This window comes from Streptomyces sp. NPDC053755 (assembly GCF_040677675.1).
Taxonomy (GTDB): Bacteria; Actinomycetota; Actinomycetes; order Streptomycetales; family Streptomycetaceae; genus Streptomyces.
The window spans coordinates 113,105-135,497 of record NZ_JBFASK010000020.1 but is presented as its reverse complement, the minus strand read 5'-3'; the positions used below and the strand labels follow the sequence as shown (position 1 = coordinate 135,497).

19 protein-coding genes and 1 pseudogene are annotated in these 22,393 nt (G+C 72.1%); 5 read left to right on the top strand and 15 right to left on the bottom strand.

Annotation, left to right across the window (positions count from 1 at the left end; genetic code table 11):
* Positions 1–122: 122 nt before the first annotated feature.
* Positions 123–1,598, bottom strand: a complete 1,476-nt coding sequence (locus AB0K65_RS20480; protein WP_365718444.1) for a hypothetical protein — start codon at positions 1,596–1,598, stop codon at positions 123–125.
* 418 nt (positions 1,599–2,016) lie between these two features.
* Between AB0K65_RS20480 and AB0K65_RS20475 the strand changes: the two genes are divergently transcribed.
* Positions 2,017–2,670: a bifunctional DNA primase/polymerase gene (locus AB0K65_RS20475; RefSeq protein ID WP_365718442.1), complete on the top strand. Its 654-nt coding sequence runs from the start codon at positions 2,017–2,019 to the stop codon at positions 2,668–2,670.
* 510 nt (positions 2,671–3,180) lie between these two features.
* Here the strand turns inward: AB0K65_RS20475 and ftsY are convergent.
* The gene (gene ftsY, locus AB0K65_RS20470) at positions 3,181–4,413 is read right to left on the bottom strand and encodes a signal recognition particle-docking protein FtsY (protein WP_365718440.1); all 1,233 of its coding nucleotides are present in this window, start codon (positions 4,411–4,413) and stop codon (positions 3,181–3,183) included.
* A gap of 84 nt (positions 4,414–4,497) precedes the next feature.
* Here ftsY and AB0K65_RS20465 point away from each other — a divergent pair.
* Together AB0K65_RS20465 and AB0K65_RS20460 are read left to right on the top strand one after the other, a co-directional pair.
* A pseudogene (locus AB0K65_RS20465) lies at positions 4,498–4,798 on the top strand (cytosine permease); the annotation flags it as partial.
* Positions 4,799–5,155: 357 nt separating this feature from the next.
* Complete coding sequence (locus AB0K65_RS20460; protein WP_365718438.1) at positions 5,156–6,127, top strand: LLM class flavin-dependent oxidoreductase; 972 nt, start codon at positions 5,156–5,158, stop codon at positions 6,125–6,127.
* Between the two features lie 48 nt (positions 6,128–6,175).
* Here the strand turns inward: AB0K65_RS20460 and AB0K65_RS20455 are convergent, their stop codons facing one another.
* From AB0K65_RS20455 to AB0K65_RS20440, 4 genes are all read right to left on the bottom strand, one after another.
* A complete protein-coding gene (locus AB0K65_RS20455; RefSeq protein ID WP_365718436.1) occupies positions 6,176–7,609 on the bottom strand; it encodes a sugar porter family MFS transporter in 1,434 nt (477 codons plus the stop codon).
* A gap of 204 nt (positions 7,610–7,813) precedes the next feature.
* Positions 7,814–11,365 (bottom strand): chromosome segregation protein SMC, encoded by a 3,552-nt coding sequence (gene smc / locus AB0K65_RS20450; RefSeq protein WP_365718434.1) that lies wholly within the window; start codon positions 11,363–11,365, stop codon positions 7,814–7,816.
* A 184-nt stretch (positions 11,366–11,549) separates the two neighbouring features.
* Positions 11,550–11,762: a hypothetical protein gene (locus AB0K65_RS20445; protein ID WP_365718432.1), complete on the bottom strand. Its 213-nt coding sequence runs from the start codon at positions 11,760–11,762 to the stop codon at positions 11,550–11,552.
* A 393-nt stretch (positions 11,763–12,155) separates the two neighbouring features.
* On the bottom strand, positions 12,156–12,437 hold the full coding sequence (locus AB0K65_RS20440) for an acylphosphatase (RefSeq protein WP_365718430.1): 282 nt from the start codon (positions 12,435–12,437) through the stop codon (positions 12,156–12,158).
* 169 nt (positions 12,438–12,606) lie between these two features.
* Here AB0K65_RS20440 and AB0K65_RS20435 point away from each other — a divergent pair, with 169 nt between their 5' ends.
* Positions 12,607–13,542: a CAP domain-containing protein gene (locus tag AB0K65_RS20435; protein WP_365718428.1), complete on the top strand. Its 936-nt coding sequence runs from the start codon at positions 12,607–12,609 to the stop codon at positions 13,540–13,542.
* Between the two features lie 21 nt (positions 13,543–13,563).
* On the opposite strand, the gene AB0K65_RS20430 is transcribed toward AB0K65_RS20435, so the two are convergent.
* On the bottom strand, positions 13,564–14,370 hold the full coding sequence (locus tag AB0K65_RS20430) for a hypothetical protein (RefSeq protein ID WP_365718426.1): 807 nt from the start codon (positions 14,368–14,370) through the stop codon (positions 13,564–13,566).
* A 173-nt stretch (positions 14,371–14,543) separates the two neighbouring features.
* Between AB0K65_RS20430 and AB0K65_RS20425 the strand changes: the two genes are divergently transcribed.
* A complete protein-coding gene (locus AB0K65_RS20425; RefSeq protein ID WP_365718424.1) occupies positions 14,544–14,930 on the top strand; it encodes a helix-turn-helix domain-containing protein in 387 nt (128 codons plus the stop codon).
* Between the two features lie 13 nt (positions 14,931–14,943).
* Here the strand turns inward: AB0K65_RS20425 and mutM are convergent, their stop codons facing one another.
* From mutM to recG, 8 genes are all read right to left on the bottom strand, one after another.
* Positions 14,944–15,804, bottom strand: a complete 861-nt coding sequence (mutM, locus tag AB0K65_RS20420) for a bifunctional DNA-formamidopyrimidine glycosylase/DNA-(apurinic or apyrimidinic site) lyase (RefSeq protein ID WP_365718422.1) — start codon at positions 15,802–15,804, stop codon at positions 14,944–14,946.
* Positions 15,805–16,026: 222 nt separating this feature from the next.
* Positions 16,027–16,839 (bottom strand): ribonuclease III, encoded by an 813-nt coding sequence (gene rnc, locus AB0K65_RS20415; protein ID WP_365718420.1) that lies wholly within the window; start codon positions 16,837–16,839, stop codon positions 16,027–16,029.
* Positions 16,840–16,858: 19 nt separating this feature from the next.
* Positions 16,859–17,032, bottom strand: coding sequence for a 50S ribosomal protein L32 (gene rpmF, locus AB0K65_RS20410; protein ID WP_030496967.1), 174 nt, complete (start codon positions 17,030–17,032; stop codon positions 16,859–16,861).
* A 2-nt stretch (positions 17,033–17,034) separates the two neighbouring features.
* Complete coding sequence (locus tag AB0K65_RS20405) at positions 17,035–17,640, bottom strand: DUF177 domain-containing protein (protein WP_365718418.1); 606 nt, start codon at positions 17,638–17,640, stop codon at positions 17,035–17,037.
* Between the two features lie 185 nt (positions 17,641–17,825).
* On the bottom strand, positions 17,826–18,911 hold the full coding sequence (locus AB0K65_RS20400; RefSeq protein ID WP_365718416.1) for an ATP synthase F0 subunit B: 1,086 nt from the start codon (positions 18,909–18,911) through the stop codon (positions 17,826–17,828).
* Between the two features lie 121 nt (positions 18,912–19,032).
* A complete protein-coding gene (coaD, locus tag AB0K65_RS20395; protein WP_365718461.1) occupies positions 19,033–19,524 on the bottom strand; it encodes a pantetheine-phosphate adenylyltransferase in 492 nt (163 codons plus the stop codon).
* Between the two features lie 26 nt (positions 19,525–19,550).
* Positions 19,551–20,135, bottom strand: a complete 585-nt coding sequence (gene rsmD, locus AB0K65_RS20390) for a 16S rRNA (guanine(966)-N(2))-methyltransferase RsmD (protein ID WP_365718414.1) — start codon at positions 20,133–20,135, stop codon at positions 19,551–19,553.
* 74 nt (positions 20,136–20,209) lie between these two features.
* Positions 20,210–22,360: an ATP-dependent DNA helicase RecG gene (recG, locus tag AB0K65_RS20385; RefSeq protein WP_365718459.1), complete on the bottom strand. Its 2,151-nt coding sequence runs from the start codon at positions 22,358–22,360 to the stop codon at positions 20,210–20,212.
* Positions 22,361–22,393 lie beyond the last annotated feature (33 nt).

The following is a 22,393-nucleotide window of genomic DNA, read 5'->3' as shown; positions in this document are numbered from 1 at the left end:
ACCTCTTCGTTTTCTCTTGGGGGGGGGGGCGCGGCGTGGGGGTTTCGGGTTGGCTTGCGGCGCCGGGGGGGGTGGCCCCGCGGGCCCCTGGGGGGCCGCGCGGGATGGGGGTGGGCGTGGGGTCAGACCGCCTCGGCGGTCTCGGGCAGCAGGGCGGTGAGCCGGTCCGTGAGCTGGACGACCTCGGCGACGTCGCCGAAGTCGCGGGCGGCCGTGTCGACGGTCTTGCGGAGCCGGGTGTTGACCCGCTCGGAGCGGACCTTCCTGGCGACCACGAGCGCCGTCTCGGCGAGGCGGGCGGACTGCTCGGGCTCGCGCTTGAGGAGGTGCACGGTGGCCATGCCGATGAGGTTGAGTGCGTACGAACGCTGGTGCTCGGGGTCCTTCTCGAAGAGCTGGACGGCACGCTCCATGACGGGCTCGGCGAGGGAGGCGTACGTCGGGGAGCGTCCGGCGACGTAGGCGAGGTCGCGGTAGGAGTGGGAGTTCTCGCCGTTCAGTTCGGCCTCGGAGAAGAAGCGGATCCAGTCGGGCTCGGGCTCGCCGTCCAGACCGACGTCGGCGAAGGTGTCCTCGGCCATGCGCACGGCCCGCTTGCACTTGCTGGGCTGGCCCATGTTGGCGTACGCGCGGGCCTCCATCGCATACAGCATGGCCTGCGTGCGCGGGGTGGCGCAGTCGCGGCTGCCGTACTGGGCGAGGTGGATGAGTTCGAGGGCGTCGTCGGGCCGGCCGAGGTGGATCATCTGGCGGCTCATCGAGGAGAGGATGTACGAGCCGAGCGGCTTGTCGCCGGCCTCCTTGGCGGCGTGCAGGGCGAGGACGAAGTACTTCTGCGCGGTGGGCTGGAGGCCGACGTCGTAGCTCATCCACCCGGCGAGTTCGGCCAGTTCGGCGGCGCACTTGAAGAGGCGCTGGGCGGTGGCGGCGGGCTGGGGCTCCTGGAGCAGGTCGGTGACCTCGTGGAGCTGGCCGACGACCGCCTTGCGGCGCAGGCCTCCGCCGCACTGCGCGTCCCACTGGCGGAACATGGCCGTGGTGGACTCGAGGAGGTCCAGCTCGCCCGTGGACAGCCGGTTGGGGCGGCGGGTGTCGAGGGCCGGTTCCGGCCGGTCGGGTTCGACGGCGGGGGTGGGAACGAGCCAGCGCTGCATGGGCTCGATGAGGGCGGGTCCGGCGGCGAGCGCCAGGGAGGTGCCGAGGAAGCCGCGGCGGGCGAGCATCAGGTCGCTGCGGGAGAACTCGCTGAGCAGGGCGACGGTCTGGGGGCCGGCCCAGGGCAGGTCGACGCCGGAGACGGACGGGGACTGGTGGGCGGTGCGCAGTCCGAGGTCCTCGATGGCGACGACGGAGCCGAAGCGCTCCGAGAAGAGCTCGGAGAGGATCCGCGGGATGGGTTCCCGGGGCTGCTCGCCGTCGAGCCAGCGCCGCACGCGTGAGGTGTCGGTGCTGATGTGGTGGGCGCCCATCTGCCGCGCCCTGCGGTTCACCTGGCGCGCCAGCTCGCCCTTCGACCAGCCGCTGCGCACGAACCACGAACCCAGCTGTTCGTTGGGGCGCTTGCCGGCAGTCGTACCGTCTGCGCCGTTGCCGCCCACCGGAACGCCCCCATCCACATCAATGACTTGTTGCGCGAACCCTTACCAGAATGCCGCCGGTCGATGCTCCCGTCCGGGACTTGCACCCCTTCGAACTGGAAACCGGGTTGCCTCCGGCATACCCATGCGCGCGAGGAACTTCTGGGCTCGTGCACCGAAAGTAATCCTACGATCACCCGTCCGGCGAGGGCGATTCAAGAAACGCCACCATTCGCCACCCCTTCGAATGAACTCCCCCGCCGCCGAACACGATTCACTTGACATGCGACGAACCAGGGTCGGCGGAGTGATGCGCGAGGAGGCGTGCGCGGCGGTCCGCACCACGTCACGCACCACCGCACGCCACCCGGCGACGACGGAGCGTGACGACGGGGCTCCGGGTCGTAACCACCGGCGCTTCCGACCCGTTGGAGGGGGCATGGGCTTCACGATCGGCGGCATGCGCGAGATGCGGTCCGGCTCACGCCGCCGCTTCCGCACCAGCGAGTGCACGGCGGTGGCCGAGTACACGGGACTGTGGGGCTGGGACGTGGTCCCCGGCGCCCGGGCCCTCTCCGGCCAGTGCTCCTGCGGGGACCGGTCCTGCGCGGCGCCGGGAGCGCATCCGCTCCCCTTCGCCGAGGCGGTCCCGGCGGGCGCGGGGCTGGAGGAGGCGACCGAGGCGTGGTCCCGCTACCCTGGCGCGGCGCTGCTGCTCCCGGTGGGCCGGGCGTTCGACGTGATCGAGGTGGCGGAGTCGGCCGGCCGGCGGGCGCTGGTCCGGCTGGAGCGCATGGGGCTGCCACTGGGCCCGGTGTGCGCGACGCCGACGGGCCGGGCGCAGTTCTTCGTGGCGCCCGGCGCCGCCGCGGAGCTGCCGGGGCTGCTCTACCGGATGGGCTGGGACGACGCCGATCTGGACCTGCACGGCGTGGGGGCCGGGGCGCACCTCACCGCCCCGCCGTCGGACCTCGGAGGGCTGGGGCCGGTCCGCTGGCTGCGGCCGCCGACGCTGGACACGGCGGGGGCGCCGCCGCAGGCGCGGCTGCTTCTGGGGACCCTGGCGTACATCTGCCACCGCACGCACTTCTAGGACGTGTGACGGAAGGAGCGCCGTCCGCCCGGAGGGCGGGCCCCGCGGCGTCCGCTGGGTGCGCCCGCACGGCGGAGGATCGCCCTCGTACGGGACGTACCCGACCACGCGGCGAGCCGGCGTGCCACGCCTCGCGGGGCGGACGGGGCCTTCGCGGCACGCCCCAAGGACGCCGGGCTGCCGCATCGACCGCCCCGACCGGCGTCCCGAGGACGCGGACCCCGGGGCGGGGCGCCCACCCGGGCGCGGCCGGGCCTCCGGCCCACTCGCCCGGAGAAACGACGCCGGGCCCGCCCTCGGTGGGCGGGCCCGGCGTCGAGGGCGGGCGATTCTCTCGGGCGTGTTTGGAAAGGAGCGCCGTCCGCCCGAAGGGCGGGCCCCGCGGTGTCCGGTGCGTGCGATCGCACGGGGGAGAGTCGCCCTCGTACGGGACGTACGTGGACGACCCCGACCACGCGGCGAGCGTGCGTGCCAGGCGTCGCGGGGCAGGCGGGACTTTCGAAAGACGCCCTAGGCGCCGTCGCCGATCAGCGCGTCGACGAACGCGCCGGGCTCGAAGGGCGCCAGGTCGTCCGGGCCCTCGCCCAGGCCGACCAGCTTGACCGGGACGCCCAGCTCGCGCTGGACGGCGACGACGATGCCGCCCTTGGCGGTGCCGTCGAGCTTCGTGAGCACGATGCCCGTGATGTCGACGACCTCCGCGAAGACCCGCGCCTGCACGAGACCGTTCTGGCCCGTGGTGGCGTCCAGGACGAGGAGCACCTCGTCGAGCGGGCCGTGCTTCTCCACGACGCGCTTCACCTTGCCCAGCTCGTCCATGAGGCCGGTCTTGGTGTGCAGTCGGCCCGCGGTGTCGATGAGGACGACGTCGGCGCCCTCCGCGATGCCTTCCTTGACGGCGTCGTAGGCGATCGACGCCGGGTCGCCGCCCTCGGGGCCGCGCACGGTGCGGGCGCCGACGCGCTCGCCCCAGGTCTGGAGCTGGTCGGCGGCGGCGGCCCGGAAGGTGTCGGCGGCGCCGAGGACGACCGTGCGGCCGTCGGCGACCAGGACCCGGGCGAGCTTGCCGGTGGTGGTGGTCTTGCCGGTCCCGTTGACGCCGACGACCATGACGACGCCGGGGGTGCCCGGGTCGCTCTCGGTCTTCACCGAACGGTCGAAGTCGCCGAGCAGGGCGACCAGCTCCTCGCGGAGCAGGGCGCGCAGCTCGTCGGGGGTACGCGTGCCGAGCACCCGGACGCGCTCGCGGAGCCGCTCGACGAGCTCCTGGGTGGGGGCGACGCCGACGTCGGCGACGAGGAGCGTCTCCTCGATCTCCTCCCAGGTCTCCTCGTCCAGGTGCTCGCGGGACAGCAGCGTGAGCAGGCCCTTGCCCAGGGAGTTCTGGGACCGGGCGAGCTTGGCCCGGAGGCGTACGAGACGGCCCGCCGTCGGCTCGGGCACCTCGATCGCGGGGGCGGGGGGCGCCTCGGCGACGACGGGGTCCTCGACGGCGGCCGGGGTCTCGACGGCCTCCTCGGCGGTCGGGAGGCCGACCTCCTCGATCGTGCGGCGTGGTTCTTCCCGCGGTGTCTCCGCCTCGTCACCGACATGCGGTTCGGCGGGCGGAGCGGTGATGGTCGGCGTGGTGGTCGGAGGCTCGGCCGGCGGCAGCTGCTTCTTCTTGCGGCCGCTGACGACGAGCCCGCTGGTCACGACGACCGCGACGACGAGAGCGATGACTACAGCAAGGATGAGTTCCATAACCCGTCCAGTATCGGCCACGAGCCGGCCGTTGGAGGAGCACGTACGCCGGGTGCGTCCCCCCGCATCTGTACGGAGTACCCCCTGCCCCACGCCTCCGAAGCCGAAGGCGCCAGGAACGACGGCACCCTGGAGACGCGAGGGTCTGGAGCCCGTCCCCGACGCGGAGCGCACGGGCCATGGGCGCCGGCCGTTCCCGACCTGGGTCGCGGCCGAGATCAGTGTGCTTCTTCTCACGATGGGCGCGGACCTGATCGTCTTCGACGGTCCGAACTTCCGGCAGGTGCTGGTGGTGGCGGTCGCGGCGCCGGTGCTGCCCTACGGGATCGTCGGCCTGATCTCGATCGCCGGGAAGCGCGGGGGTTCGCCGGGCATGGCCCTCTCCACGCGGACGAGCGCGTACTGGTACGAGCGCGTACTGGCACCGGGGCGGTTTCTCCTGGTCGGCGATGGCGGCGTGGTCGGTGGCGCTGGTCGCCGGTCCGCTCTTCACCAGGGTCGACTGGTCCGCCCGGCCCGCCGGCGTCCTCCTGAATCGGCGAGAACGGGCTCGGCTGGGCGGCGACGATCGTGATGGCCGGTGTGCTGTACGCGGTGCCGCCGCGGCCCCCGGCACGGGAACCGGAGCCGGCCGAGGCGGTCGGGGACCGCACGGCCGTTCACATCTGACGCCACGTCAGTTACCGTCCCCCCTCGCCGGCTTCCACGCACTCGCCCGCCCGCTCGCGGAGGGGGACTTCCCATGCCCTTCACAGTCGTACGCTTCAACCTCGTCGATCCCGGCGCGACCCCCGAGTCCCTTTCGGAGCGCTATCGCGCGGCCCTCGCCATGGCCGCCTACGCCGACGGGCGGGGGGTCGACACGATCCAGACCGAGGAGCACCACGGAGCGGCGAACAACTGGCTGCCGTCGCCGTTCGCCTTCGCCGGCGCCGTGTTCGGCGCGACGAAGCGGATCGCGGTGACCGTGTCCGCCGCCATCGGCCCGCTGCACGACCCGTTGCGGCTGGCCGAGGAGATCGCGGTGCTCGACCTGCTGAGCGGGGGCCGCCTCGTGACGGTGGCGGGCATCGGCTACCGCCCGGAGGAGTACGAGGAGCGCGGGGTCGACTGGGGGCGGCGGGGCAAGCTTCAGGACCTGCTCCTGGAGACCCTGCTGCGGGCCTGGACCGGCGAGCCGTTCACGTACCGGGGCCGGACGGTACGGATCACGCCGCGGCCCTTCACCCAGCCGCATCCGCTCCTGCTGGTGGGCGGCTCCTCGCAGGCGGCGGCGCGGCGGGCGGCCCGGCTCGGGCTGCCGTTCTTCCCGAGCGCCCATCTGCCCGGGCTGGAGACGTACTACCGGGAGCGGTGCGCGGAGTACGGCACCGAGGGCTGGACGATGATGCCGGCGAAGGAGACGCCGCTGCTGCACCTGTCGGAGGACCCGGACGGGTGCTGGGCGCGGTACGGGGAGCACTTCCTGCACGAGGCCCGGACCTACGCCTCCTGGCAGTCGAAGGACATCCGGTCGGCGGTGAGGTCGACGGCTTCGACGGTGGCGGAGCTGCGTGCGGAGGGGGTGTACCGGATCGTGACGCCGGACGAGTGCGTGGCGCTGGGCCTGGAGAGCATGGTGCTGCATCCGCTCTGCGGCGGCATGCCGGTGGACGAGGCGTGGCGGAGCCTGCGGCTGTTCGGGGAGGACGTACTGCCCCGGCTCGGGGCATAGGGCCCTGAGCCGGGGCAGTACGGGGATCGAGGAGAGGGGCAGCGGGGATTAGCCCATCTCCTCCAGCGCCTTGCCCTTCGTCTCCTTGACGTACCGCAGCACGAAGGGGATGGAGAGCACGGCGAAGACGGTGTAGATGATGTAGGTGCCCGAGAGGTTCCAGTCGGCGAGGGACGGGAAGCTCGCGGTGATGGCCCAGTTGGCGATCCACTGCGCGGAGGCGGCGACGCCGAGGGCGGCGGCGCGGATCCGGTTGGGGAACATCTCGCCGAGGAAGACCCAGACCACCACGCCCCAGGAGAGGGCGAAGAAGAGGACGAAGACGTGGGCGGCGACGAGGGCCACGACGCCCTGGGTCTCGGGCAGCTTGCCGTCGACGAGGTCGGCGGAGAAGGCCCATGCCTCGACGGCGAGGGCGACGGCCATGCCGATGGAACCGACGAGGGCGAGCGGCTTGCGGCCCACGCGGTCGACCAGGACCATCGCGATCACGGTGCCGATGATGTTGATGATCGACGTGGTGAAGGAGTAGAAGAACGAGCTGGAGGGGTCGATGCCGACCGACTGCCAGAGCGTCGCGGAGTAGTAGAAGGCGACGTTGATGCCGACGAGCTGCTGGAAGACCGAGAGGCCGATGCCGACCCAGACGATCGGGAGCAGCTTGAAGCGGCGGCCGACGACCATGAGGTCCTTGAAGGTCGACTTGTGCTCGCGACGCATGGCCCGGTCGATCTCGGCGACGCGGTGGTCGAGGTCGACACCGTGGCCCTCGACCTCGGCCAGGACCTCCTTGGCCTTGTCGACCTTGCCGACGGAGATCAGGAAGCGCGGGGACTCCGGGATGGCGAAGGAGAGCAGGCCGTAGAGGAGGGCGGGGACGACCATGACGCCGAGCATCCACTGCCAGGCTTCCAGGCCGCCGATCTCGCCGCGCTGGTCGCCGTCGGCGAGCTGGAGGATGCCGTAGTTGACCAGCTGGGAGATGGCGATGCCGATGACGATCGCCGCCTGCTGGAAGGAGCCGAGGCGGCCGCGGTAGGCGGCGGGGGCGACCTCGGCGATGTAGGCCGGGCCGATCACGGAGGCCATGCCGATGGCGAAGCCGCCGATGATCCGCCAGAAGGCGAGGTCCCAGAGGGCGAAGGGCAGCGCCGAGCCGACGGCGCTGATGGTGAACAGCGCGGCGGCGATCTGCATGCAGCGGATCCGCCCGATCTTGTCCGCCATCCGGCCCGCGGTCGCCGCGCCGATGGCGCAGCCGATCAGGGCGATGGCGATGACCTGGGCGAGCGTGCCGGAGCCGATGTCGTAGCGGTCCCGGATGGCTTCGACGGCGCCGTTGATGACGGAGCTGTCGTAGCCGAAGAGGAAGCCGCCCATCGCGGCGGACGCCGTGATGAAGATGACGTGGCCGAGATGGTCCGGGTGGGCGGCTCGGCCTTCGGAAGGCGGCGGCGTGGGCGCCTGCGCGGTGCTGGTCACATGGACTCCTGGGGGCTCCGGCAGCGTCGCCGGGGCGTGGGGGGCGAGCCCTTCCAGTGGCGCACAACTTCACGCCGCCCACCACTTGAAGGTAAAAGTAACGTTGCAGAGACTATGCCTTCAAGTTTCGAAGTCAAGGCTTGCCCTCTTGTGAATTTCAGGCCGTAGAAGGTCGCCCTGCGTTCAAGTATTGAATGAGGCGGGCTACCGCAGCCTCTGGCTGATGACCTTCGATACCCCGTCGCCCTGCATGGAAACGCCGTACAGCGCGTCCGCGACCTCCATGGTCCGCTTCTGATGGGTGATCACGATCAGCTGCGAGGACTCCTGGAGCTCCCGCATGATCCGGATGAGCCGCTGGAGATTGGTGTCGTCCAGGGCCGCCTCGACCTCGTCCATGACGTAGAACGGGCTGGGCCGCGCCTTGAAGATCGAGACGAGCATCGCCACGGCGGTCAGCGAACGCTCGCCGCCGGAGAGCAGGGAGAGCCGCTTGACCTTCTTGCCCGGCGGGCGGGCCTCGACGTCGACGCCGGTGGTCAGCATGTTGTCGGGGTCGGTCAGGACCAGGCGCCCCTCACCCCCCGGGAAGAGCCGCGAGAAGACGCCCTCGAACTCGCGGGCGGTGTCCCGGAACGCCTCGGTGAAGACCTGCTCGACCCGTACGTCGACCTCCTTCACCACCTGAAGGAGATCGGCCCGGGTCTTCTTCAGGTCCTCCAGCTGCTCGGAGAGGAAGTTGTGGCGTTCCTCCAGCGCTGAGAACTCCTCCAGAGCGAGCGGATTCACCTTCCCGAGTTGCTGGTACGCCCGTTCGGCGGCCTTGAGCCGCTTCTCCTGCTCGGCGCGGTCGAAGGGGCGGGGCCGGTTGCGCGGGTGGTCCGGGTCCTCCGGCAACGTCTCGCCCTCGGCGGGCGGTGACGGCGGTACGGGCAGGTGGGGGCCGTACTCCGCGACCAGACCGGCCGGCTCGACACCCAGCTCCTCCAGGGCCCTCGTCTCCAGCTGCTCGATCCGCAGGCGCTTCTCGGCGCCGAGGACCTCACCGCGGTGCACGGAGTCGGTGAGCTTGTCGAGCTCGGCCTTCAGCTCGCGGCCACGGGCCCGGGCGGCGGTCAGGCCCTGCTCACGGGCGCCCTTGGCGGCCTCGGCGAGGGCGCGCTCCTGCTCGGCGCGGACCAGGGAGACCTCGATGTGGGCCAGCAGCTGCCGGGCTCCGGCGGCCACGGCGGCGGCCACCTCCGCCTCGTGGCGCAGCCGGGCGCGACGCTGCTCCGCGCGGGCGCGGGCCTCCCGTTCGGCACGGGCGCCCCGGTCGAGCGCGTCGGCCCGACCGGCGAGCCCCCGGACCCGCTCCTCGTGGGTACGGAGCTGGAGCCGCGCCTCCATCTCCGTCTGGCGGGCGTTGGCCCCGTCGGCGGCCAGCCGGTCGCGCACGGAGGTGTCGGGCTCCTCCTCGGCCGGCGCCTCCTCGGCGACGAGCAGCCGCTCGGCCAGCTCCTCGGCCTCCTCCAGCGCCTTCTCCAGCGCCTCCTGGGCGCGGCCGGCGGCCGCGGCGGTCCGTTCGGCCTCCCCCGCCGCGCCACGGGCCTGTCCCGCGAGACGGCCGAGCTGCTGGGCCACGGCGGACTTCTCGCGATCGGCGGCACGGCGGCGGTCGGCCAGCTCCTCGACGAGCGCGGCCGCGGCCCGGCGCCGCTCTCCCGCCTCGTGCTGGACGGCGGTCAGCTCCTCGCAGCGCACGGCCAGCTCCGCCAGCTCGGCGGCGGCCTCGTCGACGGACGCCTGCACTTCGAGCAGGCTCGGCGCCCCGGCGGAGCCGCCCTGCGCGAAGTGCGCCCCGAGGAGGTCGCCTTCGGCGGTGACGGCGGTGAGGTGGGGGTGGGCGCGGACGAGGGCCTCCGCCTCCTCCAGGGTCCCGACCACGACGAACCCGTCGAGCAGGCGCCGTACCGCGCCCATGAGTTCCTCGGGGCCGCGTACGAGACCGGACGCCCGGGAGGCGTCGGCGGGCACGGCGGCCCCGGCCGGCTCCCGCGCTCCCGTGAGCAGCAGCGCCGCCCGGCCCGCGTCCTGCTTGCGCAGCAGGCGCAGCGCCTCGACGGCCGTGGAGGGCCCCGTGACGGCGACCGCGTCCGCCGCCGCGCCCAGGGCGGCGGCCAGCGGGACCTCGTACCCGGGCGTGACGGTGAGGAGTTCGGCGGCGGGCCCGAGCAGACCGGTGAGGCCGTCGCCGGCGGCGAGCAGCGCGCCCGTCCCGTCCTTGCGGCGCAGGCCGAGGGCGAGGGTGTCGTGGCGGGCTCGCGTCGCGGCGCGGGCGCGGTCGGCGACGGCCGCGGCGTCGCGGGCCGCCGTCAGCGCGGCCTCGGCGTCGGCGAGATCGCGGCGGGCGGCCTCGTACCGCTCCCCCAGTTCGGTGTCGTCGGCGTCGAGCCCGTCGACCTCGGCCCTCAGCTGCTCGTACTCCTCCTGGGCCAGGGCCGCCCGCTCCCCCGCCTCGTCACGGGCGGCGGCCAGCCGGTCGATCTCGGCCTGGGCGGAGGCGGCGCGCGAACGGGCCGCGTTGACCCGGCCGTGCAGCCGGGCGAGGCCTTCGCGCCGGTCGGCGATGGCCCGGGCGACGTCCTTGAGCCGCCGCTCCTCGGCCGCCAGCTCGCGCTCCAGTTCGGCGCGGTGGGCGACCGTGTCCTCCAGGGCGCGTTCGGCCGCTTCGAGGGCGGCCTCCAGCTCGGCCTCCTGCTCCCGGATGCGGGCCGCCTCGCGCTCCATGTCCTCCGGGTCGCGCCCCCGGCGCTCCTCCGGCGGCTGGGCCGTGGCGCTCTTCACCCGCGCGTCGGCGAGCGAGACGGTGCCGCGCACCCGCTCGGCGAGCTGGGAGAGCGCGTACCAGGTCTCCTGGGCGCGCTGGAGCCGCGGGGCGAGCAGCCGTACCTCGTCCTCGAGGTCCGCCTCCGTGGCGAGCGCGGCCCGCAGCTCCGTCTCGGCGCCCTCCTTGCGGGCGAGCAGGGCGGCCTCGTCGGCGACCTCCGCCTTCAGCGCCTCACGGAGCCGTACGAGATCGTCCGAGAGGAGCCGCAGCCGGGCGTCGCGGAGGTCCGCCTGGATGACGGCGGCGCGGCGGGCGACCGCCGCCTGCCGGCCGAGGGGCTTGAGCTGGCGCCGCAGTTCGTCGGTGAGGTCCTGCACGCGCGCGAGGTTGGCCTGCATCGCGTCCAGCTTCCGCAGCGCCTTCTCCTTGCGCTTGCGGTGCTTCAGGACGCCGGCGGCCTCCTCGATGAAGGCCCGGCGTCCCATCGGGTCGGCGTGCAGGACGGAGTCGAGCTGTCCCTGGCCGACGATGACGTGCATCTCGCGGCCGATGCCCGAGTCGGAGAGCAGGTCCTGGATGTCGAGCAGCCGGCAGGTGTCGCCGTTGATCTGGTATTCGCTGCTGCCGCCCCGGAACATGATCCGGGTGATGGTGACCTCGGCGTAGTCGATGGGCAGCGCGCCGTCGGAGTTGTCGATCGTCAGGGAGACCTCGGCACGGCCGAGCGGGGGGCGGCCCGTCGTGCCGGCGAAGATGACGTCCTCCATCTTGCCGCCGCGCAGCGACTTGGCGCCCTGCTCGCCCATGACCCAGGAGAGCGCGTCCACGACGTTGGACTTGCCGGATCCGTTGGGTCCCACGACACAGGTGATCCCCGGTTCGAACCGCAGCGTGGTGGCGGAGGCGAACGACTTGAAACCGCGGAGTGTCAGGGCCTTGAGATGCACGCCCCAGGACTCTACCTGTGCACACGCGTTTCACCTGGGAAGGTGGAGGGCACACCCTCCCTCAAGGAAGGGTGGGGAGGGCGGGCCATGGGGGGCGCAAGAAAGAAGGGACGCCGAAGCGTCCCTTGCATATCTAGCTGTGCTAGCGAGAGTGTTTCTCACCTCACCCTTGCGGGTTGTTGCATCAGGTGAGCGCAGGCTCCGCTTGGGGTACGTCGAGGTCGATGCCGTGAAGCAGCGAGTCTCCGTGCTGTGCGGCGGCGTTGAGCGCGTCGTTCTCGGACTGAATCCGTACAAGCTCGGACTCGAGGTCCTGGACACGCTGCTGAAGCCGTCGCATCTCGGCGAGGAGTCGCGGGTCGGAGCCGCCGACGTAACCGAGAAGCGCCTTTGCCATGATGGATGGTCCTCCACACTGAGTGACCGACCGATTGCGGTGTGGGTCGTGAGGGATTCGCACCCGCGGTGCTCGGCAGTACTGCTTGTCGTGCCGTTCTCACTGCCAAACAGCTGAGGTGCGCGGGGCTTCCAGAATCTCACCAAAAAGTTTGACGGTCAACACGATCACGCCCCTCATCAAGGGGCAACCGTGGGGCAGCGGCCGCGAACCATGCGGCGGCGCCTCGCGACCCGGTGCCTCGGGGGCTGTCGAGATCATCCTTCCCCCACCGGCCCTCCAAGGCAAGACCTTCTCGGCAACGACCAGGTCATTTCCACGTCACGGGCCGTTCCTCGAACGTCCGCCCGGGCGGCGTGCGGACCGCCGGGCGGAGCGCCTCGGAGACCGTCCTCAGCGGATGGCGAAGCCGTCGTACCCGCCGCGCGGGGTGTCCCAGATCTCAGTGACGCCGTCGACGCGCCCGGGTGTGTCGTCGGAGCGGAGCCACTCCAGCAGGCGGTGGCAATTCTCACTCGGCCCTTCGGCCACGACCTGCACCCTGCCGTCGTCGAGATTGAGGGCGAAGCCGGCCAGGCCCCCGATCTCCAGAGCGTTTGCCCTGGTGAACCAGCGGAAGCCCACTCCCTGTACTCGGCCGCGCACCCAGGCGGTGAGCCGTACGTCTTCGTTCATGGCTGCACGCTAACGGGCCGATTGTCTCGGGAGCCCACCGCCCCCGCGCGTCATGGCGTACAGTCCCGACCGAACGAGCCTCACCCACATGGGTGTGCTCCGTTCGACTGCTCCACAGAAGCAAAGATCAGCAAAGTTCTCAGCACAGGTCGTCAGGAAGGCAGAGCAGATGGGACGCCATCGTCGTTCCGGCGCCGTGCCCGCCGCAGAAGACTACGCGGCCGGTGCGGACCGTCGGCACCGGGGGGCCCGCCGCAAGAAGCGGAGCGCGCCCGTACGCACCGGGCTGCTCGGCGTCTCCGCCGCGGTGGCGGTCGGCGCGGTCGCCGTCGCCTCGGGCCTCCTCCCGGGCGGGGAGACCTACACCGTCGGCAGCGTGGGCTCGGGCGAGACGCGCTCGGAGCCCCAGTCCCAGCAGGCGCCCCGGCTGACGACGCAGGGCGGCGCTTCGGCGACCCCGTCGGACACCGCCTCCGCCCCCGGGACCGCGCGCCCGGGTCAGGGCACCGCCTCCCGGACGGCCCCGCCGTCCGCGACGCCGTCGCCGACCCCGTCGAAGACGACCGCCTCCCCGAAGCCGAAGAAGCCCGCCGCTCCGCCGTCGCGGACGGCGAAGCCCTCGCGGACGGCCGAGGCGCCGAGGACCGCGACCCCGCCCCGGCCGAAGCCGGCCCCGACGACCGAGAAGCCGGTCGCGCCTACCACGGCTCCGGCGCCGGCCGGCCGTGAGGCGGCGGCGGAGGCCGAGGTCGTGCGTCTGGTCAACGAGGAGCGGGCCCAGGTGGGCTGCGCCCCCGTCCGTTCGGACGCCGAGCTGACGGCGCTGGCGGACTCCTTCAGCGAGGACATGGCCCGGCGCGGCTTCTTCGACCACACCGACCCGGACGGCGCCACGCCGTGGGAGCGCGCCGAGCAGGCGGGCATATCCGGCCTCGGCGGCGAGAACATCGCCCGCGGCCAGGCGGACGCCGCCGCCGTGATGGCGTCGTGGATGGCCAGTGACGGCCACCGCGCGAACATCCTCAACTGCGACTACAAGACGCTGGGGGTCGGGGTCCACTTCGCGGACGGCGGCCCGTGGTGGACGCAGGACTTCGGCTACTGAGGTCTCCGTCGGCCTCGGCCGTCAGTAGCAGTCGAAGCGCCAGTCCCACGGGAGGCCGGGACACCGCCGGCAGTGGAAGACGTAGACGCCGCCGCAGTCGCCCAGCTGGATGTCGCCGGTGACGGTCAGCAGGTGTTCCATGCGGTGCCCGCCGTCGCAGTCCGGCCAGTCGGCGGACTGCGTCCAGGCGGGCCAGCCGCCGATCTTCGTCCCGACGTGGTGGGAGTCGGCCGGCCACAGCGAGCCGCCCGAGTCCGACCGCAGACGCGGTTCCCAGCTCTCCCGCGCCTTTGCGGGCAGATCGATCCAGCGGGGATAGTCCCGCGCGACCCGCGGGGACAGGGTCGAGGGCTGCGGCATGTTGTCCTCGTCGTACTCCCCCTCGCTCACCCCGGGGTGCTCGGCCAGCAGCGCTCCGGCCATGACCTCCGCCTCGGTGCGCCAGTACAGCCGGGGCGTCACCAGACCGTCGTGCCCGTCGTGGATCAGCGCGCACCACACCAGCTGGAGCAGATCCTTGCCCTCCGGAAAATCCCAGCCGGGGACGTCCCGGGCGAACAGCTGGAGGACCGGCACCATCGGCACCGCGCCCGGCACGATCGGGGTGCGGTTGCCCGGGTCGGACCCGTACGTCCAGTGGTCCTCCTCCGCGCAGTAGGGCCATGGCTCGTCCGCGGGCCACAGCAGTCCGCCTCCCAGCGAGCTGTCCCGCATACCGGGCTCGCCGGGCTCCGGGGCGAGCAGGACGGCTTCCCTGGCGAGGCCGGCGCATTCCGGTATCAGGGTGCGCGGGTCCCGCGCGGGCGGCTCGGGTGTCGTTCCGGACATCGTGGCTCCTCAGGCGGACGAAGATCGACAGGATGCTGCGGGCGGCACGGTAGTACGCGGCACCGACAGCCCCGCACGGCGAAGGCCGCGGGCACGACCCGCGCCGTCGCGTGTCGGCACTTCCCACGGGAGAGCGCTGTCCCCTGGACAGCGCCGCGAGTAGGGTGAAGGGCATGAGCGACGACCTGGTGTTCGACGTGTTCGCCCGGGCCTGCACCTCGCGCGAGACGCTCGAGCACGTGACGGGCCGCTGGGGCAGCCTGACCCTGGGCGCGCTGTACGAAGGCTCGTTCCGCTTCAACGAGCTGCGCCGCCGGGTCGACGGGGTGAGCGAGAAGATGCTGGCGCAGACCCTGCACGCGCTGGAGCGCGACGGGCTCGTCCACCGCGAGGCCCAGCCGACGAACCCGCCTCGGGTGGACTACCGCCTCACCCCGCTCGGCCAGGAGATCGCCGAGCGCCTGCGCGGCCTGATCGACCTGGTCGAGGGCCGCATGCCGCAGGTGCTCGCGGCGCGCGAGGAGTACGACACGGAGCGCGCGGCACCGGCCGCTCCGTGACCGCCGGCGGTCTTCAGAGGGCGAGGCGCGGCGGGCGCTGACAGCGCGGGCAGAAGTAGCTGGACCTGTTCATCCAGGGCCGGCGCCGCATCGGCGTTCCGCAGCGGCGGCACGGCTCGTCCTCGCGCCCGTACGCGTCCAGCGAGCGGTCGAAATAGCCGGACTCGCCGTTGACGTTGACGTAGAGGCTGTCGAAGCTGGTCCCGCCCGCGGCGAGCGCCGCGTTCATCACGTCCCGCACATGACCGAGCAGCTCGGCCGAGCGGGGACGGGTCAGGGTGGCGGTCGGCCGCTCGTAGTGCAGCTTGGCGCGCCACAGCGCCTCGTCGGCGTAGATGTTGCCGACGCCGCTGATCAGCGACTGGTCGAGCAGTGCGCGCTTGATGGTCGTACGGCGCAGGCGCAGGGCGGTCTGGAAGGCCGCGTCGTCGAACGCCGGGTCGAGCGGGTCGCGCGCGATGTGGCCGATGACGTCGGGCAGGCCGTCGGGGGTGTTGTCGTGGAGCGAGAGCCCGCCGAAGGTCCGCTGGTCGACGAAGCGCAGTTCGGTGCCGAGCTCGTCGGCGAACCGGACGCGGATCCGCAGGTGCTTCTCGTCGGGCGCGGTCTCGGGCTGGACGAGCAGCTGGCCGCTCATGCCGAGGTGCCCGAGGACGGAGGCGTCCGCGTCGGCGAGCGGGATCCAGAGGTACTTGCCGCGCCGCCGCGCGGTCCCGAACCGGTGGCCCTTGAGCCGCGCCGCGAAGTCGTCGCCGCCGGCCGTGTGCCTGCGCACGGCCCGGGGGTGCAGCACCTCGACCTCGTCCACGGTCCGCTCGGCGACCCACCGTTCGAGCCCGCGCCGTACGACCTCGACCTCGGGCAGTTCGGGCACGCGACTTCCTCCGGAGGGGCTTACGGGAACGACGTACGCAGCCTACCGCCCGGGCGTTCGCCGCCCGGGCGAGGGAGGGGGCCGGGGGCTCGGGGCGAGGGCCCGAAGTCGTCGGCCGGAGAGCCCGGTTCGAAGAGCCCGGGCCCGGGCGCCGGGCACGCGAGACGACCCCGCCCGGGCCCTCGTCGGGGTCCCGGGCGGGGTCGTCAGGAAGGGATGGCCTCAGGCGGAAGCCTGATCGGCGGGCGAAGAGACGTCGGCGATCTCTTCCGTTCCCGACTCGGCCGCGGCCTTCGCCGCCGCCACGCGCTCGTCCGCGGCCGTGCGGATCGCACGCCACGCGGACTCCGCGGCCTGCTGCTCCGCTTCCTTCTTGCTGCGGCCGGTGCCGGTGCCGTACGAGACACCACCGACGCGGGCGGCAGCAGTGAAGATCTTCTCGTGGTCCGGGCCCGTCTCGGAGACGAGGTACTCCGGGACACCCAGGCCCTCGGCCGCGGTCAGTTCCTGGAGGCTGGTCTTCCAGTCCAGTCCTGCGCCGAGGTTCGAGGACTTCTCGATCAGCGGGTCGAAGAGCCGGTGCACCAGCTCGGACGCCGCGTCGAGACCCTGGTCGAGATAGACCGCGCCGATCACCGCTTCAAGGGTGTCGGCGAGGATGGACGCCTTGTCCCGGCCGCCCGTGCCCTCTTCGCCCCGGCCGAGCCGGATGAAGGAGCCGAGTTCGAGGCCGCGGCCCACCTCCGCCAGCGCACGCGAGTTGACCACCGCGGCCCGCAGCTTGGCCAGCTGGCCTTCGGGCAGGTCGGGGTGGGTGCGGTACAGCGTGTCCGTGACCACCAGGCCGAGCACGGAGTCCCCGAGGAACTCCAGACGCTCGTTGGTGGGCAGACCGCCGTTCTCGTACGCGTACGAGCGATGGGTCAGCGCACGCACCAGAAGGGCGGACTCGAGCTGATACCCGAGCCGCCCTTCCAGAAGCGTGTGGGACGAGGCATTGTCCGTTTTGTTGTCCGACTTGTGGGACTCAGACATTGCGCCTCTCACCAGCCACTCAGACCGAGAGGACCTGGCGCTTGTTGTAGGTGCCGCAGCTCGGGCACGCGATGTGCTGCTGCTTCGGCTCCTGGCAACGCTCACACGAAACCAGGGTGGGGACCGCAGCCTTCCACTGCGACCGGCGGTGGCGCGTGTTGCTGCGCGACATCTTCCGCTTCGGAACAGCCACGGCTACTTCTCCTGCTTCTCGTCGACGCCCGCTTCGGCGCCGCTCATGTTGTCCTTCTCCCCGGTTCCCAGCGAACCGGCGAGTCCCTGCAGTGCCGCCCAACGAATGTCGACGGCGTCATGGTGGTGGTCCGGATTGTCGTTCAGGTTGGTCCCACATTCGGAACACAGACCCGCACAGTCCTCCCGGCACACCGGCTGCATCGGCAGTGCGAGCACCACCGCATCACGCAGCACGGGTTCGAGGTCGAACATGCCGTCCTCGAGGGGGATCATGTCCTCGTCAGCCTCGGCTTCGTCGTCCGCGGCCGCCTTGGAGCGGCCCCGGTCGTCGGAGTCGGGGTACGAGAACATCTCCTGGAAATCCACGTCGAGCTCGAGCTCGACGGGCTCCAGACACCTTACGCACTCCCCCTCGGCCGATGCACGGGCGGTGCCTGTGACAAGCACCCCTTCCATGACCGATTCGAGACGGAGATCGATTTCCACCGGCGCGCCCTCCGGCACGCTGATGACCCCTTCGACACCGAAGTCGGCGGGGGCCGTGACCGAGCGGGAGATCCGCTGGAGGGCACCAGGACGCCGCCCCAGCTCGTGTGTGTCGAACACGAGGGGATTGCGGTGGTCGAGGCGCGTGCTCAGGGTTCTTCCTGCTTTCGGATCGTGAGACGGCTGCCGTGTTCGCGTCGGAGGACGAAGCGGGCAGCGTGGATCGCGGGCATACGCGCGACCGAAGAGCCAGGATACTGGACGCTTCGCTCAGGGCCCAATCCGGGCCCGTGGCGCTCCGGGGCTCAGTGCCCCTGCTCGTACCGGCGCAGCTGCTCCAGGTCGATCATGCTCGTGTCGAAGAAGCTGGTCTCGTCGAGCGCGGCCGCCTGCGGCTGCGGCGCCTGGTGGGCCTGGACCTGCGGCTGCTGGTCGTAGCCGTAGGGCTGCTGGTACGCGTACGGGTCCTGGTTCTGGTACGCGTACGGGTCCTGGTTCTCGTAGACGGGGGCCGCGTAGGCCGCCGCCCCGGCGGAGCCGGGGTAGGCCTCCTGGGACTGCTCGCCGTAGGTCACGGCGTGGGAGCCCGTGGCGTACGGGTCGGGGTGCTGGGCCGGGATGTGCGGGGCCTGCTGCGGGACCTGGCGGCTCACCGGCTCGGGGTCGGACAGTTCCGCCAGTCCGGCGAGGTAGTCCGCGTCGCTGGTGTGCACCGGGCCGCCGGCCGCGTCCTGGGCCGCCATGTGGGCGCCGAGGTCGTCGGTGGCGATCCGGCCGTGCAGCTTCTGCCGGCCGCGGCCGACCGCCTCCAGGGTCTTGGAGAGCACCGCCTCGAACGCGCCGAGCTTGGCGTCGACGTACTCGTCCGCGCGGTGGATCAGGGTCTGCGGGTCGGCGCTGTACTCGGGGGCGTCCTCGTCGGCGTAGCCCTGCTCGTCGAGTCCGGGGCCGCGGCCGAGCAGCTTCTCGCGGCCGCGGTCGACGGAGCCGATGGTCTTGTTGAGGACGACCTCGAAGTTGGCGAGCTTGGAGTCGACGTAGTCGTCGGCCTCGGCCCGGATCTCCTCGGCCTCGCGGCGGGCCTCGGCGAGGATCCGCTCCGCCTCGTCCTGGGACCGGCGGGCGACCTGGGTGTCGGAGATCAGCGAGCCGCGCTCGGCGTGGGCGGCCTCGATGATCCGCTCGGCCTCCTGGCGGGCCTGCTCGACCATCTGCTCCCGGCCGCCGAGGAGCTCCTGGGCCTGGGCCAGGGAGCCGGGCAGGGCCTGCCGCACCTCTTCGAGCAGGGCGAGCAGCTCGGCCCGGTTGACGACGCAGGACGCCGACATGGGCATGGAGCGGGCGTTTGTGACCGTCGAGACGATCTCGTCGAGCTTCTTCTGCACGTCCACCGGGTGCTCGCCACTCTCTACAGCTGGATGGAGACGGACGGGACGACTGTAAGGGCAGTCGTCCCCCGTCCGACACCGGGTGACGGTCTGTCAGCGGCGGTGGCGCGCTGTGCCGTCCGGGTCACTGCCGGCCGCGCTGTGCGGCGAGGCGCTCGGTGAGGCTGCCGAGGACGGCTTCGGGCACCAGGTGGGAGACGTCGCCGCCCCAGGCCGCGACCTCCTTGACCAGCGAGGACGACAGGAAGCTGTAGGTGGGGTTGGTGGGGACGAACAGGGTCTCGACGCCCGAGAGGCCGATGTTCATCTGCGCCATCTGCAGCTCGTAGTCGAAGTCGCTGACCGCGCGCAGGCCCTTGACGATGGCGGGGATGTCGCGCTGCTTGCAGAAGTCGACGAGGAGACCGTGGAAGGACTCGACCTCGACGTTGCCGAAGTCGGCGGTCACCTCACGGATCAGCTCGATCCGCTCCTCGACGGTGAACAGGCCCTTCTTGGACTGGTTGATCATCACCGCGACGTGTACGACGTCGTACAGCTTGGAAGCGCGGGCGATGATGTCGAGATGTCCGTTGGTGATGGGGTCGAATGACCCCGGACAGACGGCGCGGCGCAACGTGGGTCCCTCGCTCTCCGGTCCGGTCATCGTGCGTCTTCGCACGGTGAGGCGGCGCGACCGTACCAAAACGTTCCCTCGCCGTAGCGGCGGGCCCGCAGTGGCTCGAAACCGGCCGGCCAGGCGAATTCCCCGCCTCGGGTGCTGCGCTCCACGGTGACGAGCGCGTCGTCGCCGATCCAGCCCCCGGAGCGGAGTGTGAGGAGGATCTCCCGGAGATCGTCGTCCGGGACGGCGTACGGGGGGTCGAGGAAGACGAGGTCGTAGGGGGCGGCGGGGGCCGGTCCCGTCACGATCTGTTCCGCTTTGCCGGTGCGCACCTCCGCGCCGGGCAGTCCCAGGGAGCGGACGTTGTCCCGGACGGTCTTGGCGGCGCGGGTGTCGGCCTCGACCAGGAGGGCGTGGGCGGCGCCCCGCGACAGCGCCTCCAGGCCGACGGCGCCCGAGCCGGCGTAGAGGTCGGCGACCCGCGTGCCGTCCAGGGTGCCGAGGAGCGCCTCCCAGGTGGAGAAGAGGCCCTCGCGCGCCCGGTCGGAGGTGGGGCGGGTGCCGGTGCCGGGCGGCACGGCCAGTCGGCGTCCGCCGGCGGTGCCGGCGATCACGCGGGTCATCTGAGGTCCTTGTCGTTTCTCTCGGGACTCGGGGTCTGTGCATCCACGATATGGCCGGTGGACGGGGTGTGCGGTCACCCCTTCTCCAGGAACTCCTCCCGCTCCTTGTCCAGGAGGGCGTCCAGGGCGGTGCGCAGCTCGGGGTGGGCGGTCAGCTCCGGGTCGGCGAGGACGATCGCGGTGGCCTCCTCGCGGGCGGCGGTGATGACGTCCTCGTCGTCGATGACGGTGAGCATCCGGAGCGAGGAGCGGACGCCGGACTGGGCCTGGCCGAGGACGTCGCCCTCACGGCGCTGCTCGAGGTCGATGCGGGAGAGCTCGAAGCCGTCGAGGGTGGAGGCGACGGCGCCCAGGCGCTGCCGGGCGGGGCTCGCCTCGGGCATCTCGGTGACCAGGAGGCAGAGGCCCGGGGCGGAGCCGCGGCCGACGCGGCCGCGCAGCTGGTGGAGCTGGGAGACGCCGAAGCGGTCCGCGTCCATGATCACCATGGCGGTGGCGTTGGGGACGTTGACGCCGACCTCGATGACGGTGGTCGCGACGAGTACGTCGGCCTCGCCGGCGGCGAAGCGGCGCATGACACCGTCCTTGTCGTCGGGGTGCATCCGGCCGTGCAGGACCTCGACGCGCAGTCCGGCGAGCGGTCCGGCCGCGAGCTTCTCGGCGACCTCGAGGACGGCGAGCGGCGGGCGCTTCTCGGCCTCGTCCTCGGCGGAGGGCTTCTTCTTCGCCTTGGGGTCGTCCTCGCCGTCGCCGATGCGCGGGCAGACGACGTACGCCTGGTGGCCCTTCTCCACCTCCTCGCGGACGCGGTCCCAGGCGCGGGTGAGGAAGTGCGGTTTGTCGGCGGCGGGGACGACGTGGCTGGCGATCGGGGAGCGCCCGGCGGGCAGCTGGTCCAGGACGGAGGTCTCCAGGTCGCCGAAGACGGTCATGGCGACCGTGCGCGGGATGGGCGTGGCGGTCATGACCAGCAGGTGCGGAGGCTGCTTTCCCTTGCCGCGCAGGGCGTCGCGCTGTTCCACGCCGAAGCGGTGCTGCTCGTCGACGACGACCAGGCCGAGGTCGTGGAACTTCACCTTGTCCTCGATCAGGGCGTGGGTGCCGATGACGATGCCGGCCTCGCCGGTGACGAGGTCGAGCAGGGCGTGGCGCCGGGCGGCCGCGCCCATGGAGCCGGTGAGGAGCACGACCTTGGTGGCGTGCTCGGCGCCGCCGAGTGTCCCTCCCTCGGCCAGCTCGCCCATCATCTCGGTGATCGAGCGGTGGTGCTGCTGGGCGAGGACCTCGGTGGGGGCGAGCATGGCGGCCTGGCCGCCCGCGTCGACGACGGCGAGCATGGCCCGCAGGGCCACCATGGTCTTGCCCGACCCGACCTCGCCCTGGAGGAGGCGGTGCATCGGGTGTTCGGTGGCGAGGTCGTCGAAGATCTCCGTGGAGACCTTCTTCTGTCCGTCGGTGAGGGTGAAGGGGAGCTTGGCGTCGAAGGCGTCGAGGAGGCCGTCGGAGGCGGGGCGGCGGGCGACGGCGGGCAGCTGGGTGTCCGCGAAACGGCGGCGGGCGAGCGCGACCTGGAGGACGAACGCCTCGTCCCACTTCAGCCGCTGCCGGGCGTCCTCGATGTCGGCCTTGGTGCGGGGGCGGTGGACCTTCCGCAGCGCCTCGGGCAGGTCCGCGAGGCCGCGGCCCTCGCGGAGGGCGGGCGGCAGCGGGTCGGCGAGCCCGGCCCAGCCGGTGGCGGCCAGAGAGTCGAGGACGATCGAAACAGACTGCTCGATGGTCCAGGACTCCAGCTGCTTGCAGGCGGGGTAGAGCGGCAGCAGCTCGCTCGCGAAGGCCTTGACCTGCTCGTCGCCGGTGTCGGCGTCGAGGAGTTTGTACTCGGGGTGGGAGAGCTGGAGCTTGCGGTTGAAGAGCCCCACCTTGCCCGCGAACATCCCGCGCCTGCCGGGCAGCAGCTCCTTCTGGTGGAAGAAGACCGCCCGGCCGAAGAAGACCAGCTGCATCCGGCCGCTGCCGTCGGTGATCGTGACCTCGAGGCGCTGGCCCTTGCCCCGCCCTCCCTTGTTGAAGGTCAGCACCCGGGCGTCGGCGACCTGCGCCACGACCGTGACGTGCTCGTCCAGGGGCAGGTCGGCGAGGGCGGTCAGCTCGCCGCGTTCGGCGTAGCGCCGGGGGTAGTGGTGGAGCAGGTCGCCGACCGTGTGCAGGTCGAGATGGTCGGCCATCACCTTGGCGGTGGCGGCTCCGAGGACGTTCTT

Excerpts from the sequence above, each read along its gene's own strand:
- AB0K65_RS20475 (WP_365718442.1), top strand. The coding sequence starts at position 2,017 with ATGGGCTTCACGATCGGCGGCATGCGCGAGATGCGGTCCGGCTCACGC.
- ftsY (WP_365718440.1), bottom strand. The coding sequence starts at position 4,413 with ATGGAACTCATCCTTGCTGTAGTCATCGCTCTCGTCGTCGCGGTCGTC.
- AB0K65_RS20460 (WP_365718438.1), top strand. The coding sequence starts at position 5,156 with ATGCCCTTCACAGTCGTACGCTTCAACCTCGTCGATCCCGGCGCGACC.
- AB0K65_RS20445 (WP_365718432.1), bottom strand. The coding sequence starts at position 11,762 with ATGGCAAAGGCGCTTCTCGGTTACGTCGGCGGCTCCGACCCGCGACTC.
- AB0K65_RS20440 (WP_365718430.1), bottom strand. The coding sequence starts at position 12,437 with ATGAACGAAGACGTACGGCTCACCGCCTGGGTGCGCGGCCGAGTACAG.
- AB0K65_RS20435 (WP_365718428.1), top strand. The coding sequence starts at position 12,607 with ATGGGACGCCATCGTCGTTCCGGCGCCGTGCCCGCCGCAGAAGACTAC.
- AB0K65_RS20430 (WP_365718426.1), bottom strand. The coding sequence starts at position 14,370 with ATGTCCGGAACGACACCCGAGCCGCCCGCGCGGGACCCGCGCACCCTG.
- AB0K65_RS20425 (WP_365718424.1), top strand. The coding sequence starts at position 14,544 with ATGAGCGACGACCTGGTGTTCGACGTGTTCGCCCGGGCCTGCACCTCG.
- rnc (WP_365718420.1), bottom strand. The coding sequence starts at position 16,839 with ATGTCTGAGTCCCACAAGTCGGACAACAAAACGGACAATGCCTCGTCC.
- rsmD (WP_365718414.1), bottom strand. The coding sequence starts at position 20,135 with ATGACCCGCGTGATCGCCGGCACCGCCGGCGGACGCCGACTGGCCGTG.
- recG (WP_365718459.1), bottom strand. The coding sequence starts at position 22,360 with ATGGCCGACCATCTCGACCTGCACACGGTCGGCGACCTGCTCCACCAC.